This window comes from Bombella sp. ESL0385, from assembly GCF_009725755.1.
In the GTDB taxonomy this organism is placed as follows: Bacteria; Pseudomonadota; Alphaproteobacteria; order Acetobacterales; family Acetobacteraceae; genus Bombella; species Bombella pollinis.
The window spans coordinates 123,822-138,499 of sequence record NZ_WNIJ01000001.1 but is presented as its reverse complement, the minus strand read 5'-3'; the positions used below and the strand labels follow the sequence as shown (position 1 = coordinate 138,499).

The window sequence follows — 14,678 nt, the reverse complement described above, 5'->3', positions numbered from 1 at the left end:
CCTCCCCAGCTTAGCAAAGCCCAGCCTACCCCGCTACAGGCCAGAGAGCCTCTAGGTCCTTCCTGCGGGCACGGGCTAGCCGATTCGCCACAAGGACAGACCGTGCCTCCGCAACCGCTTTATCCAAATCATCATTGACCAACACATAATCAAACTCTGGCCAATGAGACATCTCGCCCATAGCGGCCTTCATGCGGGAGGCAATTTCCGCATCGCCATCGGTCTTACGCCCCCGTAAACGGGCTTCTAATTCCTCCAAAGAGGGCGGTAGAACAAACAACCCCACTACATCATCTGCCATGGCCTGACGCATCAGACGATGGCCTTGCCAATCAATATCCAAAATCACATCCCGCCCAGCGGCAAGAGCAGCTTCTAACGGGGCACGGGGGGTGCCATAGCCACGGCCAAACACTTCTGCCCATTCCAGCAACTCCCCCGCTTCGGCCATACGGCGGAAGGTTGGCATATCGCGGAAGTAATAATGCACCCCTTCTTCCTCACCGGGGCGAGGTGCGCGCGTTGTGACAGAAATAGAGGTAAAGATGGTCGGATCGGCCTCACGCAGAGCTTGCGCTATGGTGGATTTTCCCGCCCCTGAAGGCGCAGAAATAACCAAACACACACCCCGCCGTGATGGCTTTGCCATAACATCCCCTCGCTTGATATTTTATAATCCGCCTCATGTGCCAGAAAAAAAGCCCCATGACCAGCAACCCCTTTATCAGGCTAAACACGATAGTTTTACGTTACGCTGCGGTTTCTACTGGCCTTTTTGGTTAAGTTTGCTTTATCCTCCCAATGGGGAGCTTCCCTAAAGAAGGGACACGCTCACCCTTGTGCAGCCTTGCACAAGTCACGCTACATAAGGAGTACCATCATGGCATGGAACACACCGAAAGTAACCGAAATCCCCTTGGGCGGCGAAATCAACTCTTATGTCTGCGGCGAGACGAAATAACCTCTCCGCAACCATGCGTTTAGGGTGGTAGGCCCCTTTTTACAGCCTGCCACCCTATCCATGCGCCTCCCCAAAGCTGCGTAGTCATACACGCTCAAAACGGTATCGGCGCATCAGCCAGACACAACCATAAGAGGCCATCCTCATGCTTGATGTCATTATTTTAGGGGCCGGTGCGGGGGGAGGCTTCCCACAATGGAACTCCGCCGCAAAAGGCTGCCTCCTCGCCAGAGAGGGCAAAAAGGCCAAAGCCCGCACGCAAGCCTCCCTCGCCGTAAGCGGGGATGGGCAGCATTGGTTCCTCCTCAATGCCTCACCAGACCTCCGCCAGCAGATTCTCGCTACCCCGGCTTTACATCAAACAGGGGCTATGCGCGGTACCCCCATCCAGGGGGTCATCCTTGCTGGGGCGGAAATTGATGCCATTACCGGGCTGCTCACCCTCCGCGAGCGTGAACCTTTCACCCTTATGGGCAGCCCTTCCACTCTCGCTCAACTCGACCGCAACCCCATTTTTGAAGCCCTAGATCGCAGCATCATCCCCCGCCTCCCCCTCACCGAGGGTGCGCCTGTGCCGCTCTTGCTTAAAGATGGTTCTCCTTCTGGTTTGATGCTGGAAGTCTTTACCGTGCCGGGCAAAGCCCCGCTTTATGTGGAGCATGAAGGCACAAAACCCGATGATACGCTTGGCCTTGCCCTCTCTGATGGGCAGAAAACGATGCTTTTCATCCCCGGCTGTGCGGAAATCACCCCCGCCCTTAAAGAGCGTGTCAGCCATGCAGACCTTCTCTTTTTTGATGGCACACTCTGGCATGATGATGAGATGATTCGCGCCGGGCTAAGCCCCAAAAGCGGGCATCGCATGGGCCATGTCTCTGTAAATGAAGCCGATGGCCCCCTCGCGCAATTTGCCCATTGCACGAAGCCGCAGAAGGTCTTCATCCATATCAATAACTCCAACCCCATCTTACTAGATGATAGCCCCCAACATCACGCTGCTAAACAAGCTGGCTGGATTGTGGGGGAAGATGGGATGCGCTTTCAACTAAAGGCCGAATCATGAGCACTCTCCTCACACCAGATGAACTTGAAGCCCGCCTCCGTGCCATCGGGGCAGAACGCTATCACCGCCAACATCCGCTCCATAAAGCGATGTATGAAGGCAAGCTGACCAAAGGGCAGCTCCAAGCCTGGGCCTTAAACCGCTATTACTACCAAGCGCAGATTCCCAAAAAAGACGCAACCCTCCTCGCTCGCCTCCCCACGACTGAACTCCGCCGGGAATGGCGACGCCGTATTGAAGACCATGACGGCACCGCCTCCAGCCCCGGCGGGATTGCACGCTGGCTAAAGCTGACGAGCGGATTAGGGCTGGATGATGCTTATGTAGAAAGCCTTGAGGGCCTCCTACCAGCAACACTCTTTGCGGTAGATGCTTATGTAGCCTTTGTGCGCGACCGCTCCATACTCGCTGCCATTGCCTCCTCCTTAACGGAGCTTTTCTCCCCCACCATCATTGGAGAGCGTATGGAGGGGATGCTCCGTAATTATTCTTATATCTCGGAGGAGACTTTGGCCTATTTCAAGCCGCGTCTCACCCAAGCCCCGCAGGATTCCACCTTCGCGCTTAATTACGTCAAAACCCATGCCCGCACGCCAGAGCAACAGCAAGAAGTTCTTCACGCATTAGAGTTTAAATGCGCTATCCTCTGGCAACTTCTGGATGCGCTGGACCACGCTTATGTAGAAGGCAACATCCCCCCCGGTGCCTTTGTGCCAGACATCCCCTAACATCCCCAACCGCCTGAAAGACCCCTATGCCCAGCCCCGCATCTCCCCCCATCGTGACTGAAGACTCGTGCCCCGGTTTCAGCCGTGGGTATCGCCTCCAACATGATAAAGTGCGGGAGCAATGGGTCATTCAGGCCCCAGAGCGGGCCTTCCTTGCCGATGCAATCGCTGTGGCCATCCTCCAAGAGCTTGATGGCCATACCTCCATCAGCACCATCATCGACCGCCTCGCCGAACGCTATCAAGCCCCACGCGCGCAGATTGCAGCCGATGTTCTCGCCCTTTTATCCGACCTAACTGAAAAGCGGATTCTCCGCCTGTGAGTACACCTCGCCCCCCTGCCCCGATGAGCTTACTGGCAGAGCTGACCCATCGCTGCCCGCTCTCCTGCCCTTATTGTTCCAACCCCCTCGAGCTTGAACGCAAAGCGCAAGAGCTTGAGACGCAAGACTGGCTCCGCGTTTTGGAAGAAGCCGCCGCTATGGGGGTGTTGCAGGTCCATTTTTCTGGCGGGGAGCCTATGGCCCGCCCAGACCTTTATACGCTCATCGCCCATGCGCATAAGCTTAATCTCTATACCAACCTCATTACCTCTGGCGTCCTCATCACCGCTCAAAGCATGAAGCAGCTTGATGAAAGTGGGCTAGACCATGTCCAACTCTCCTTCCAAGACACCGACCATGCAGAGGCCGACCGGCTCAGTGACTTCCCCCAAGTCCAACCCCGTAAACTGGAAGCCGCCCAACTTATCAGGGCGGCGGGGATTCCCCTTACGCTGAACTTCGTCCTCCAAAAAGCTAATATTTCCCGTATTCCTGCCATGTTTGCCCTTGCCCGCCAGCTTGATGCCCAACGGGTGGAGATGGCTCATACGCAATATTACGGTTGGGCTCTCAAAAACCGCGCTGCCTTGCTCCCCTCCCGCGCACAGCTAGAGGAAGCCGCACATTATGTCGCGCAGGAGGAGGCCAAAGGCGGCTTAGCCATTGACTACGTCACACCCGATTATTATGCCGACCGCCCCAAACCCTGCATGGGCGGTTGGGGGCAACGCTTCCTCAATATTTCACCCTCTGGCCATGTTCTGCCCTGCCATGCAGCAGAGACCATCCCCGCCCTCCACTTTGACTCCGTGCGGGAGCGGTCCCTTAGCGATATTTGGTATCACTCCCGCGCTTTTACCCTCTTTCGTGGCACAGCATGGATGCCAGAGCCCTGCGCCTCTTGCGCACGCAAAGAGATTGACTGGGGCGGCTGCCGCTGCCAAGCCCTCGCCCTGCTCGGCGATGCCACACAAACCGACCCTGTTTGCACCCTCTCCCCCCACCGTCATCTCATTGATGACGCCATTGCCGAAGCCGAAAAAACCGACACTCAACACTTTATGTACCGCCGCATGGGGGCTGCCTCTTTGCAGAAAACACGCCCCTAACCTTGCACTCCCCAGATAGACTCCCTAAGAGGGGGCATCTCCCCCTTTATGGACCCCAGCATGAACGCCCCAGATATCAGCATCATCATCCCCTGCTATAATGAGATCGAGAATGTCGCTCCTCTGGTAGAGGCTCTTGAGGGCGTTCTAACAGATGTGGCGTGGGAAGTTGTTTTTGTTGATGATAACTCCCCCGATGGCACGATGAAGGCCGTTCGCAAGCTGGCAGAAACGAAACCTTATGTGCGTGGCATCCTGCGCATTGGGCGGCGTGGGCTATCCTCCGCTGTGATTGAAGGGGCTTTAAGTGCCTCCGCCCCCATCATCGCTGTGATGGATGGTGACCTCCAGCATGATGAAACCTGCTTGCGTGAGATGATCACGGCCCTCCAAACCGACCGTGCCGACATTGCGGTTGCAAGCCGTCATATCAAAGGGGGAAGTAATGAGGGCCTCTCCAACGGGTGGCGGCGTTTCCTCTCCAATGCGGGCATCTGGGCAGCACAATGGCTCCTAAACGTCCCCCTCACCGACCCGATGAGCGGCTTTTTCGCCGTCAAGCGCACGGTCTTTACACAACGTGCCCCTTTCCTCGATGGCCATGGCTTTAAAATCCTGCTGGACCTCATGATTGCGCGGAAGGAGCCGCTTCGCATCCATGAAGTCCCCATGACATTCCGCAATCGCGCTCATGGGGAGAGCAAGCTAGATTCCAGCGTCATGTTCATTTTTGCGCAAAATCTGGCTAAGAATAGCTTCCGCCGCCGCCCCGCCCTCGCTTATGGGGCCGTAGGCTTAGCTGGGCTTGGCATAGCAGTGGGGCTTAAAGCTCTATGCACCCGCTGCCGCCATTCATCATCCTCATAAACCAACCACGCGCTTAGGCGGGTTTATGCAACAACGCCTTCACCACGCGCGCCACGCTCTCCTGCCAATGCGGCAAACGCACCCCAAAAACACGCTGAAGCTTGCTATTATCCAGCCGGGAATCCGCAGGACGTGCCGCCGGAGTTGGCCAATCTGCTGTTGTGATAGCCTCCATCCCCGGCATAGGCTGACCATATTGTACCGCTTGCTCTAGCGCATAATGAGCCAGCTCATACCATGTGGCCTCACCAGCCCCACTCGCATGGAAGATACCCGCATAAGCATCCTGCCAACCTGTCTCTTCAATTTTGCGCAGAATCTCTAAAATAACGGCCGCTAAATCATCCGATGATGTTGGATTCCCCCTCTGGTCCCCCACAACGCGCAGATGAGGAGCCTTTGCACCCGCATTGAGCATCGTTTTTACAAAGTTCTTCCCATGGTCGGAATACACCCATGCCGTCCGCAAAATAATGCTACGCGGTTGGGCCTGCAACACGGCAGCCTCTCCCTCGGCCTTGGTCCTCCCATAAGCCGTTACAGGATGAATCGGATCACTCTCTTTATACGGGGCCCCTTTTGTGCCATCAAACACATAATCCGTTGAAACATGAATCAACGGGATACCCCGTTTTGCAGCCTCCTCGGCCAAACGCGCAGGCCCTGTATGGTTGCCCTGCTTAGCCGCCTCTTGCTCACTCTCGGCAAGGTCCACCGCCGTCCACGCCGCTGCATTGACGATGAAGGCCGGTTTATGCGCGTCAATTACCTGCGCTAGGCTCTCTGGCTGTTGCAAATCCGCCTCTGGCCGACCCACCGCAACAACACGCTCTCCTCCCAGCTTCTGCAAAGAGGTCGCCAACTGGCCCGTACGACCAATGACAAGAATAGAAGGCTTAGCCATAATCCGCTCCTCCGCTGCCATTATTTGTAGGAAAACCAGCCCTTTGCGGCTTCAAACGCCGGGGCTTGCTCATCCTTTTCGGACAATACAGCCGCCCCACGCTCTACCGGCCATTCAATACCAATCTGCTCACAATCCCACCGAACAGACCGCTCAGAGGCCTTATCGTAAAAGCCGGTGCATTTATATTGCACCTCTGTATTCTCCTCAAGCGTAACAAAACCATGCAAAAACCCAACGGGCAACCAAAGCTGTGCCCAATTCTCAGCGGAAAGCTCCGCCCCGACCCATTGCCCATAAGTCGGCGAGCCTGTGCGTGCATCCACCGCGACATCCCAAATCGCCCCGCGCGTTACACGCACTAATTTACCCTGCCCATAAGGCTCTAATTGACAATGCAACCCCCGCACGACGCCTTTCTGGCGCGAAAGGCTCTGATTATCCTGCACAAAAACCTCAGGAATCCCCGCCTCTGCCATAGCCTTTTGGTTATATGTCTCCGAGAAAAACCCTCGATGATCCCCAAAGCGCGCGGGGGTTACTTTCAAAATACCGGGGAGGGATAATGCCTCAACCTTCATCACATTGCTCCTCATTTACCTTATTCATGCCACCCTTAAAGGGTTGATGGTCCATATTCTGCCGCAACATGCAGCAACGTTTGCCCTAAGGGCGTCTTAGCCATTTTCTGCCCTGTGGCGATCAATCTCTCACGCGGGATGAAACCCATCCGATAAGCCGCCTCTGTTGGCGAGCCCACCAGTAATCCTTGGCGGGATTGAATCGCCTGCACAAACGTCCCCGCTTGCATCAAACTATCAGGCGTTCCCGCATCCAACCACGCACAACCACGGGCTAGCCGGTCCACCTCTAGCGTCCCTTCTGCTAGATAGATGCGGTTCAGGTCCGTAATTTCCAACTCACCACGGGCACTTGGTTTCACCTGACGTGCAAACTCACAAACCCGCTCATCATAGAAATAAAGCCCCGTCACCGCCCAATGAGATGGCGGATGAATCGGCTTTTCTACAATATCCACCGCACGGCCTGTCTCATCAAAGGAGACAACGCCATACCGCTCTGGGTCCCGTACTTGATAAGAAAACACCGTTGCCCCATGCGAACGGCACGCCGCATCCCGCAACATATGCTCCAACCCATCTGCAAAAATCAGATTATCACCAAGAATCAACGCACAAGGTGAGCCTGCAATCCAATCCTCAGCAATCTGAAATGCCTGTGCGATCCCTTCCGGCTTAGGCTGAATACGATAGGTAAAGCTCACCCCAAATTGCTCACCACTGCCCAATAAACGCTGAAACTGCGCTTGGTCCTCCGGCGTTGTGATGATCATAATCTCCCGTATCCCTGCCAAAATCAGGGTCGTAAGCGGGTAGTAAATCATCGGCTTATCATAAACAGGCAAGAGCTGCTTGGAGGCCGCCAAAGTCATTGGGTATAAGCGCGTCCCAGAACCACCAGAAAGCAAAATCCCTTTTGTAACATGCTGCTTTTTAGGGTTAGCCTGTGTATGTCTCATTTCTGTACTCCCAGCCGCTGCCCGTCATAACGCTGCTCGCGCAAACGCTGCCACCAGGCTTTATGCTCTAAATACCACTGGATTGTCCGACGCAGCCCGGTCTCAAAATCATGCTCGGCCTTCCACTCCAAACAGGTCTCGGCATGGCTTGGGTCAATCTCATAACGGAAATCGTGCCCCGGCCGGTCACTAACAAAAGAAATCAACCGTTCTCGTGGCCCGGCTGGGTCTGGCGCAAGCTCATCCAAAATAGCGCATATTTGCCGCACAACATCGAGATTCTTACGCGGCTGACGGGCACCAATAGCGTAAGTCTCCCCCGGTTTACCACGCTCCACAGCCCGCACCAACGCCGCAGCGTGGTCCTCCACAAATAACCAATCCCGAATATTCTCCCCCTTGCCATAAACCGGCAAAGGCCGCCCCTCTAATGCATTAATAATCATCAAGGGGATGAGCTTCTCTGGAAAGTGCCATGGCCCGTAATTATTGGTCGTATTGGTCACAAAAGCTGGGAAGCCATAAGTATGATACCATGCCCGCACTAAATGATCCGATGCCGCCTTGCTGGCCGAATAGGGGCTACGTGGATCATAGGCTGTCTCCTCCGTAAAAGGAGGGGCCTCAGGCTCCAGATGGCCAAACACTTCATCTGTTGAAATATGAAGGAAACGGAACCCCGCCTTTTTAGCACCCTCTAACCCTAACCAATACTGGCGCGCCGCCTCTAATAAACAATAAGTGCCGACAATATTAGTCTGAATAAAAGCCCCCGGCCCATCAATCGAACGGTCCACATGGCTTTCCGCCGCCAAATGCATAATCGCATCTGGCTGAAACGCCGCTAACGCACGCTCCACCGCATTTTGATTGTTAATCGAGATGGCTTCATGCCTATAACGCGGCTGCGTCGCCACCTCTGCCACTGTCTCTTCAGAGGCAGCATACGTCATACAATCAATATTCAGAACCTGATGAGATGTCTTTCTCAAGAGATGCCGTATCACAGCAGACCCAATGAAACCACATCCTCCCGTTACAACAATCTTCATTCCGTCCCTTTCCTACATCCCTCATTAACTTAGGAGAAGCATATCTCACATTACTGACCAGACCTTAACAGCTTATCGCTGCAATAGCGTATTGTCACACAACAAGCACCCTCTTTCTTTTTCCATCGTAACACCATACCCTTCCCCCACAGCTTAACAATGCAAAGGAAGCCTCCCCGCTATGCGTTATCTTGTTACAGGTGGAGCCGGTTTTGTCGGTAGCCATGTGGCTCTCGCTCTCATAGAGCATGGCCACCACGTCACCATTTTAGATAATCTTAGCACCGGCCACCGCGCCGCCATCCCAACTGGAGCTCAATTCCACGAGGTTGATCTTCTAGACACGAATCGTCTTAACACCATCCTAGCAAACGGCCCTTGGGATGGCGTATTACATTTTGCAGCACTTTCTTTGGTCGGAGCCTCTATGACGACACCGTACCATTACCTGCGCCAAAATATGCTAACATCCCTTAATTTAATTGAAGGCTGCGTCCGCTATAACGTCCCGCGCTTCCTATTCTCCTCCACAGCGGCCTTATTTAATAATCAAGGTAACACCCCTCTCTCTGAAGACTCACCCATTAATCCCGGCTCCCCCTATGGGGAAAGCAAATTCCTCATCGAGCGCGCCCTTAACTGGGCCGAGAGAATACACGGCCTCCGCTATGGCTGCCTACGTTACTTCAACGCTGCCGGGGCAGATGCCAAAGGCCGCCTCGGTGAGGACCATCAGCCCGAAACCCATCTCATCCCCCTCGCGCTAGATTCTGCTTTAGGCCGCCGTCCGCCTCTCAAGCTTTTTGGCAATGACTACCCAACACCAGATGGCACCTGCATCCGCGATTACGTTCATGTTAGCGATTTAGCCGAAGCACATATCCTCACTCTCAATCGCCTTGATACTGGTTCAGTAACCTACAATCTCGGTACAGGGCAGGGCTTTAGTAATTTGAATATCCTCAAAGCAATCGAAACAGTAACGGGAAGAGAGTTACCCTGGGATTGGGCCCCTCGCCGTGAGGGGGACCCTGCCATTTTGGTCACCGACCCCACGCGCATCCGTACAGAGCTTGGCTGGCAACCCCGTTACACCAAAATTGAAGATATTATAGAAACTGCCTTCCGCTGGCGGCTTGCCCACCCTAATGGCTATAGGGGCTTATAACTAAGCAACAGCATATGGCCTTGCCCTGTGAAGACGGGGCGATAGCCTGCTTTTTGCAACCATCCATCAAAATAAGTGCTTTTTGTACGATAAGCATCAGGTGCCCCATAAAGCTGCACAAACGCAACCTTATGATTCATGATGAACGCCTGTACCGGGTAAAGTCCCCCTCCGACCTTTAAAGCCTCTGCCAGATTAAACATATCAACCGGATAAGTCGCATGCGCCCAATAACATAACGCCATATCCGTGCATAATGTATCGTCTTTATGAGCCTGCATCAGCCGGATATTCTCAGCCCATGATGCCTCTTTGTCATGAATAGATACAATATCATGATAAAAGCTCATGCCCCGTATAGGCACAAGAAACACTAATGATAGCGACATAGTGGCGCACATATAAGACATCACGCTTCCACATCGCGCATCATTTAATAATGTCGCAAGCCCTATCCCACATAAAAGCGTCCCCGCCACAAGCACATCAAACATGCTATTATAATCTACACCCGCCCCCATTGATCCCATTAACCCAAAAAAGAGAGCGAACATCAAAAACAACAATGCAAATACAATATTATCATGTATTTTTATTTTTTTTCTGTAATAAATCGCTACCCCAATACCAGATACAACAATACCCACCATCAATAAGAGCGCTTTCATCCCATGCACAATATGCCCTAGCCGCACCGTCCGCTTATGCAAAAACACATCATGGAAAAAAAACATCCCATATGCTTGATAACAAATAGAAAACCCTATCCCGAGGCATATAACCAACATACTCGCCCATAAAAATGCCTTTTCCTTATCTAAAAAAAACATCCATACACATAAAGCTAACGGCAAAGCTACTAAATTATGTTTAGTAAATCCACCCAATACAATAAACAGAACACTTAATAAGAGACGCCACCATACAAAACTAACGCGCCCAGACGAAAATAAAATATAAACTCCAACCAACATAAGACATTGCGCCAACCATTGAGGGTCATTCATCCCAAAATAATTATAAAATGCTGTATTCATGGTTGCCAGAAATATAAGAGATCCCGCCCAACCAGATAGCGCACTCCTCGTCATAATATTTATTAAACGTTGTATAAGAATAGATGATAAAATTATGGACAAACAGGAAATTATACGCCCTACAATGATGGCATCCCCGCCTAATTTTATCACCCACCCAAAGATAAAAAAGGATAATGGAGGATAATTATTAAATATAAATCCCGTTTCAGACGAATATAGCTGATGCCCGCCTACCCCTATCCCCCAGCCCGCTAACAGGGCATTCCACCCCTCATTATAATCCAGCGCAACATGATGGAACATCACAGCCCCTGTGCGTAAACAGGTGAGTAAAAACACTACGCACCACATCAAGCTCCATAGTCCTAAAATAACTTTTTTTCTTGCTGTGCTAGACATTAAATCTCTACCTACTATCCTCATATTCCTAATTTTAAGCTTTATCATGCCCTCTCTACATGATATACACATCACCCGCTACATTTTTCGATGTATAACATACCCTCTTAAAGAATCAGACCTTTATGCGCTCCTTTTTAAATGCGTCCCCCCTAAAAAAAACTTTAGATAATTGGTATTTTCTCTATTTTTGTTTGCTCCTCGTTGCATATTTATCCCGCGCTGCCGTTTTGGGTAACCCTTTTATATTTTCTGATGAAGAGTTCTACCTTTTCGTTGGGGGACGCATGCTCCATGGCGATCTCCCTTATGTCGATATCTGGGATAGAAAACCCATCGGCATTTTCCTTATCTATGAGTTCTTTCATCTTTTTGGTCCCTATCGCATCTGGGCTTACCAAATAGGCGCACTCCTTAGCGCGTGGCTGACCTCTATTTTTTGCTTTAAAATTGCCCGCTCCATCGCCCCAATTGGTGGAGCCTTCTGTGCAGGCTGCCTTTACCTTACATGGATTGTTGGCTTCGGTGGTGCGGGAGGACAAACGCCTATTTTCTATAATACCCTCGTCACAGGGGCGGTACTGCTTATTGTAAAGTACATTAACGAGAAGAGCCTTAATAGACTCGATTCTACTGCCTGCTGGGTTATGATTCTTTTCGGGCTGGCTATTCAAATCAAACCAACTGTTGTTTTTGAAGGCGTTTTTGCTGGCCTTTATCTTCTATGGATTTTGTACAAAGAACAAACAAAGAACTGGTTTTCTATCTGTGCTCACGCTATTGCGTGGTGTCTCATAGCTTTACTACCCACACTTGCTGTTATCACCTTTTACACTTCCATTCATCACCTTCATGAATGGTGGTTCGCAAATGTTAATTCTATTTTTCTAAAAAGTAATACCTTTTACAATAATGCATCTCTTTTAAGGGGCCCGATCCATAACGCGCTCCTTATCTTCGTTCTTTACTTGGGAACTTTCTGTTTGCGCCTCCTTCTAACAGACAGAAAAATTCTTTCTGCCTCTAATTATTTTCTTGCGGGGTGGGGTATTGCTGCTTTAGGTGGCTATTTGGTGTTTGGCTGTTTTGACAAACATTATGCCCTCCCTCTCTTTGCACCTCTTTTTATTAATGCTGCCCCACTATGGGGAAGTGCCATTATATGTGTTGTTTCCTTTATAAATACAACGACAACACGTTCTTCCTCTCCTCGTCATTTTAAAATAGGGCAACTCATCATCATCGCACTACTTATCGTCGGTGTTTTTGAGACAAAAAAAGGTGTTAAATCTATCCGTAAACAAGGAAGTCCTCATGATTTTATGATAATTTCTCAATTACTATCTTCTGATCCAGGGTGTATTTTTAATATGCGGGCCCCTGACATTCTTTTGGACATAATTCCCTATTGTCCATTAACACGTTTGCCTTTTTCCAATCAGCTAGGCACCACAATAGAAAAAAATGCCCTCCCTATGGATCCTCTTCCAGAGATAAAGCATATTCTCTCACAGAGCCCTTTATACATTCTTATGGATAGAGACCCATATGATGATAATATCAACCCTGAAACAGAAAAATTTATTTTGGGAATAATAAATAAATCATACAAAGAAATATACAGACACAGAATAAATGAAAATTTAGACAATATTATTATTTATAAACATAAATAAATTTCATTATTTAATGAAGTTATACACTTAAAAAATCATCAACTTACAACAATAATCAATTTTATGCGGTCAACCCACACCACTCAATATGAAATTCATATTACAAGAAAACAAAAAGAATTTTTTATTTCGCGAAGTGCTCATTTCACAATATTATTAATATATATATTTAATAAATAAATTTTTTTCAAGCCAAACACCTTATCTTTTGACCTCTATGATACTTTACAATAGAAACATATCCAATAATCGCAAATGAGGCATTGCTATGCATTCAATCTCCAAAGAACAGTCTGAAGCATCCGTACGTTTTCTTATCTTTCTAGCTATCTTGGGACTATTCTTATACCCTATCCTCCACGGCAATTTTTATTATCCAGATGACTATTATCGCTCTGCCACTAGGGATATTTCATGCACACAAACAGGCCGCTTTCTTGCCCAACTTATCTTTATTACTATAAATGCAAGCAATATAGCATATGATTTATCTCCACTCCTCCAAGTATTAGCAATTATCTTTCTCTCCTTTTCTCTTGCGTCTCTATCATTAAAATGGAAATTAAATCGTACATCTTCATCTTTAGCTTTAAGACTTACTGTCTGTACACCTTTCTTTCTTCAAGACTTATCCTATCGCTTCGATAGCCTCACTATAAGCATGGCATTATCATGCATAATATGGTTTTTTATTTTAGAAAAAACATTTACCTCTTCCTATAAAAAATATTATTTAAATCAATATTATTGTTAGCTGCACTTAATCTTTATCAACCGACATTGAATACATTTTTAATATTTTCAATAACTGAGTCATTATTTATATTGTATGATAAAAATGCTAGATATTCCATTCGCTCCCTTGTAGCGAATATATTATATCTCCCCATCCCGCTTATTATTTACAAATGTGAAGTAATCTTTAGAAAAGACGAGAGTTACGCATCACTTCACGCTCAATTCACACATAATTCATTCATAATCCTAAACAATATTCGAAAGTTATTGGAATATGCCTTCCTAGAATTTGGTATCCATGGCGGAGGACTAGAAATCCTTTTAGGAATCTTCTTGATAATTGGCTTGACGAACCTTCTTTATACTTTCTACAAAAAGGGTAAACTTCCATATCTCTCCTTATCTCTATTTTATATTATTCTTTCTATTTGTTCCTTAGCAGGATTTCTCTCACTTTTAAGATATCCTGTCTTTGATATGCGCGTTTTCATAGCAAATGGTGCATTCCTTTCTATTTTCATGCTATTCTTTATAGGGAGAGGAGCCTCATTTCAGAAAACCCCCATTAAAATCCTCCTAACCAGCTGGGTACTCCTCATCCAAATGACATTTTCAACACAATGGGGAAATGCCATTGCAGCTCAAACTGAACTTAACGAAGCTATAGCCAGCAATATTGTCAATGATATTTATATCCTTTCCAAACAACGTCCTGTTTTCATCCGTATTGAAGCCCAACATAAAACAGTCAATAACATCACGACAATCGCTACCCAGACGGATGATGGTATTCTTGATGTCCCTGTTCCATTTATTACTAAAAAAATATGGCATGCACGGCGCGCTATATTTGACCATAATGTAATTTATGATCCACTTGGAGAGTTCATCCTGAAAAAGCATGACCTCCAGAGCAATGCCACGTATTTCCGCTCTATTGATGAGAGCCCCCAATTTCCTTTTGCTCTAGCCCAAAGCATATATGAGCATTGTTCATATGAGGCCATGCGTGCCAATAGGTATTACAATATCTATAAAAAAGGGAGCTATATCCTCGTTGACTTCTCCCATAAATGTAACGAATAGACCCCATATAAAAGGAGCAGCCCC

The 14,678-nt window shown here is 49.0% G+C and carries 16 protein-coding genes; 10 read left to right on the top strand and 6 right to left on the bottom strand.

The window, feature by feature from the left end; all coding sequences use genetic code 11:
• Positions 1-25: 25 nt before the first annotated feature.
• The gene (gene gmk / locus GM557_RS00725) at positions 26-649 is read right to left on the bottom strand and encodes a guanylate kinase (RefSeq protein WP_155572564.1); all 624 of its coding nucleotides are present in this window, start codon (positions 647-649) and stop codon (positions 26-28) included.
• A 231-nt stretch (positions 650-880) separates the two neighbouring features.
• On the opposite strand from gmk, the gene pqqA reads away from it, so the two are divergent.
• The 6 genes from pqqA to GM557_RS00695 all read left to right on the top strand — a co-directional run bounded on the left by pqqA (position 881) and on the right by GM557_RS00695 (position 5,051).
• The gene (gene pqqA, locus GM557_RS00720) at positions 881-961 is read left to right on the top strand and encodes a pyrroloquinoline quinone precursor peptide PqqA (RefSeq protein WP_099026553.1); all 81 of its coding nucleotides are present in this window, start codon (positions 881-883) and stop codon (positions 959-961) included.
• 145 nt (positions 962-1,106) lie between these two features.
• Complete coding sequence (pqqB, locus tag GM557_RS00715) at positions 1,107-2,024, top strand: pyrroloquinoline quinone biosynthesis protein PqqB (RefSeq protein ID WP_155572563.1); 918 nt, start codon at positions 1,107-1,109, stop codon at positions 2,022-2,024.
• Positions 2,021-2,752, top strand: coding sequence for a pyrroloquinoline-quinone synthase PqqC (gene pqqC, locus GM557_RS00710; protein WP_155572562.1), 732 nt, complete (start codon positions 2,021-2,023; stop codon positions 2,750-2,752). Before pqqB ends, pqqC begins: the two co-directional genes overlap by 4 nt.
• A 26-nt stretch (positions 2,753-2,778) precedes the next feature.
• A complete protein-coding gene (pqqD, locus tag GM557_RS00705; RefSeq protein ID WP_155572561.1) occupies positions 2,779-3,075 on the top strand; it encodes a pyrroloquinoline quinone biosynthesis peptide chaperone PqqD in 297 nt (98 codons plus the stop codon).
• A gap of 23 nt (positions 3,076-3,098) precedes the next feature.
• Positions 3,099-4,184, top strand: coding sequence for a pyrroloquinoline quinone biosynthesis protein PqqE (gene pqqE, locus GM557_RS00700; RefSeq protein ID WP_155573417.1), 1,086 nt, complete (start codon positions 3,099-3,101; stop codon positions 4,182-4,184).
• Between the two features lie 60 nt (positions 4,185-4,244).
• Positions 4,245-5,051 carry a polyprenol monophosphomannose synthase gene (locus GM557_RS00695; protein WP_155572560.1) on the top strand — a complete coding sequence of 269 codons (807 nt, stop codon included), beginning with the start codon at positions 4,245-4,247 and terminating at the stop codon, positions 5,049-5,051.
• 13 nt (positions 5,052-5,064) lie between these two features.
• On the opposite strand, the gene rfbD is transcribed toward GM557_RS00695, so the two are convergent.
• From rfbD to rfbB, 4 genes are read right to left on the bottom strand one after another with little or no spacing between them, the layout of a single operon-like run.
• Positions 5,065-5,955, bottom strand: coding sequence for a dTDP-4-dehydrorhamnose reductase (gene rfbD / locus GM557_RS00690; protein WP_230873350.1), 891 nt, complete (start codon positions 5,953-5,955; stop codon positions 5,065-5,067).
• A gap of 20 nt (positions 5,956-5,975) precedes the next feature.
• On the bottom strand, positions 5,976-6,536 hold the full coding sequence (gene rfbC, locus GM557_RS00685; protein ID WP_099026559.1) for a dTDP-4-dehydrorhamnose 3,5-epimerase: 561 nt from the start codon (positions 6,534-6,536) through the stop codon (positions 5,976-5,978).
• 35 nt (positions 6,537-6,571) lie between these two features.
• A complete protein-coding gene (gene rfbA, locus GM557_RS00680; protein WP_155572558.1) occupies positions 6,572-7,495 on the bottom strand; it encodes a glucose-1-phosphate thymidylyltransferase RfbA in 924 nt (307 codons plus the stop codon).
• Positions 7,492-8,547, bottom strand: a complete 1,056-nt coding sequence (gene rfbB / locus GM557_RS00675; protein WP_155572557.1) for a dTDP-glucose 4,6-dehydratase — start codon at positions 8,545-8,547, stop codon at positions 7,492-7,494. Before rfbB ends, rfbA begins: the two co-directional genes overlap by 4 nt.
• A gap of 181 nt (positions 8,548-8,728) precedes the next feature.
• Between rfbB and galE the strand changes: the two genes are divergently transcribed.
• Positions 8,729-9,715: a UDP-glucose 4-epimerase GalE gene (galE, locus tag GM557_RS00670; RefSeq protein WP_155572556.1), complete on the top strand. Its 987-nt coding sequence runs from the start codon at positions 8,729-8,731 to the stop codon at positions 9,713-9,715.
• On the opposite strand, the gene GM557_RS00665 is transcribed toward galE, so the two are convergent.
• Positions 9,700-11,154: a glycosyltransferase family 39 protein gene (locus tag GM557_RS00665; RefSeq protein WP_196424558.1), complete on the bottom strand. Its 1,455-nt coding sequence runs from the start codon at positions 11,152-11,154 to the stop codon at positions 9,700-9,702. The genes galE and GM557_RS00665 overlap by 16 nt on opposite strands.
• Positions 11,155-11,279: 125 nt before the next feature.
• On the opposite strand from GM557_RS00665, the gene GM557_RS00660 reads away from it, so the two are divergent.
• The 3 genes from GM557_RS00660 to GM557_RS00650 all read left to right on the top strand — a co-directional run bounded on the left by GM557_RS00660 (position 11,280) and on the right by GM557_RS00650 (position 14,654).
• A complete protein-coding gene (locus GM557_RS00660) occupies positions 11,280-12,830 on the top strand; it encodes a glycosyltransferase family 39 protein (RefSeq protein WP_155572554.1) in 1,551 nt (516 codons plus the stop codon).
• A gap of 268 nt (positions 12,831-13,098) precedes the next feature.
• The gene (locus GM557_RS09000) at positions 13,099-13,584 is read left to right on the top strand and encodes a glucosyltransferase domain-containing protein (protein ID WP_155572553.1); all 486 of its coding nucleotides are present in this window, start codon (positions 13,099-13,101) and stop codon (positions 13,582-13,584) included.
• A gap of 251 nt (positions 13,585-13,835) precedes the next feature.
• Complete coding sequence (locus tag GM557_RS00650) at positions 13,836-14,654, top strand: hypothetical protein (protein ID WP_155572552.1); 819 nt, start codon at positions 13,836-13,838, stop codon at positions 14,652-14,654.
• The last annotated feature ends 24 nt before the right edge of the window (positions 14,655-14,678 follow it).

Coding starts and splice junctions, on each gene's coding strand:
- pqqC (WP_155572562.1), top strand. CDS start 2,021: ATGAGCACTCTCCTCACACCAGATGAACTTGAAGCCCGCCTCCGTGCC.
- gmk (WP_155572564.1), bottom strand. CDS start 649: ATGGCAAAGCCATCACGGCGGGGTGTGTGTTTGGTTATTTCTGCGCCT.
- GM557_RS00665 (WP_196424558.1), bottom strand. CDS start 11,154: ATGTCTAGCACAGCAAGAAAAAAAGTTATTTTAGGACTATGGAGCTTG.
- rfbC (WP_099026559.1), bottom strand. CDS start 6,536: ATGAAGGTTGAGGCATTATCCCTCCCCGGTATTTTGAAAGTAACCCCC.
- galE (WP_155572556.1), top strand. CDS start 8,729: ATGCGTTATCTTGTTACAGGTGGAGCCGGTTTTGTCGGTAGCCATGTG.
- GM557_RS09000 (WP_155572553.1), top strand. CDS start 13,099: ATGCATTCAATCTCCAAAGAACAGTCTGAAGCATCCGTACGTTTTCTT.
- GM557_RS00695 (WP_155572560.1), top strand. CDS start 4,245: ATGAACGCCCCAGATATCAGCATCATCATCCCCTGCTATAATGAGATC.
- pqqB (WP_155572563.1), top strand. CDS start 1,107: ATGCTTGATGTCATTATTTTAGGGGCCGGTGCGGGGGGAGGCTTCCCA.
- GM557_RS00660 (WP_155572554.1), top strand. CDS start 11,280: ATGCGCTCCTTTTTAAATGCGTCCCCCCTAAAAAAAACTTTAGATAAT.
- pqqA (WP_099026553.1), top strand. CDS start 881: ATGGCATGGAACACACCGAAAGTAACCGAAATCCCCTTGGGCGGCGAA.
- rfbB (WP_155572557.1), bottom strand. CDS start 8,547: ATGAAGATTGTTGTAACGGGAGGATGTGGTTTCATTGGGTCTGCTGTG.
- pqqD (WP_155572561.1), top strand. CDS start 2,779: ATGCCCAGCCCCGCATCTCCCCCCATCGTGACTGAAGACTCGTGCCCC.
- rfbD (WP_230873350.1), bottom strand. CDS start 5,955: ATGGCTAAGCCTTCTATTCTTGTCATTGGTCGTACGGGCCAGTTGGCG.
- pqqE (WP_155573417.1), top strand. CDS start 3,099: ATGAGCTTACTGGCAGAGCTGACCCATCGCTGCCCGCTCTCCTGCCCT.
- rfbA (WP_155572558.1), bottom strand. CDS start 7,495: ATGAGACATACACAGGCTAACCCTAAAAAGCAGCATGTTACAAAAGGG.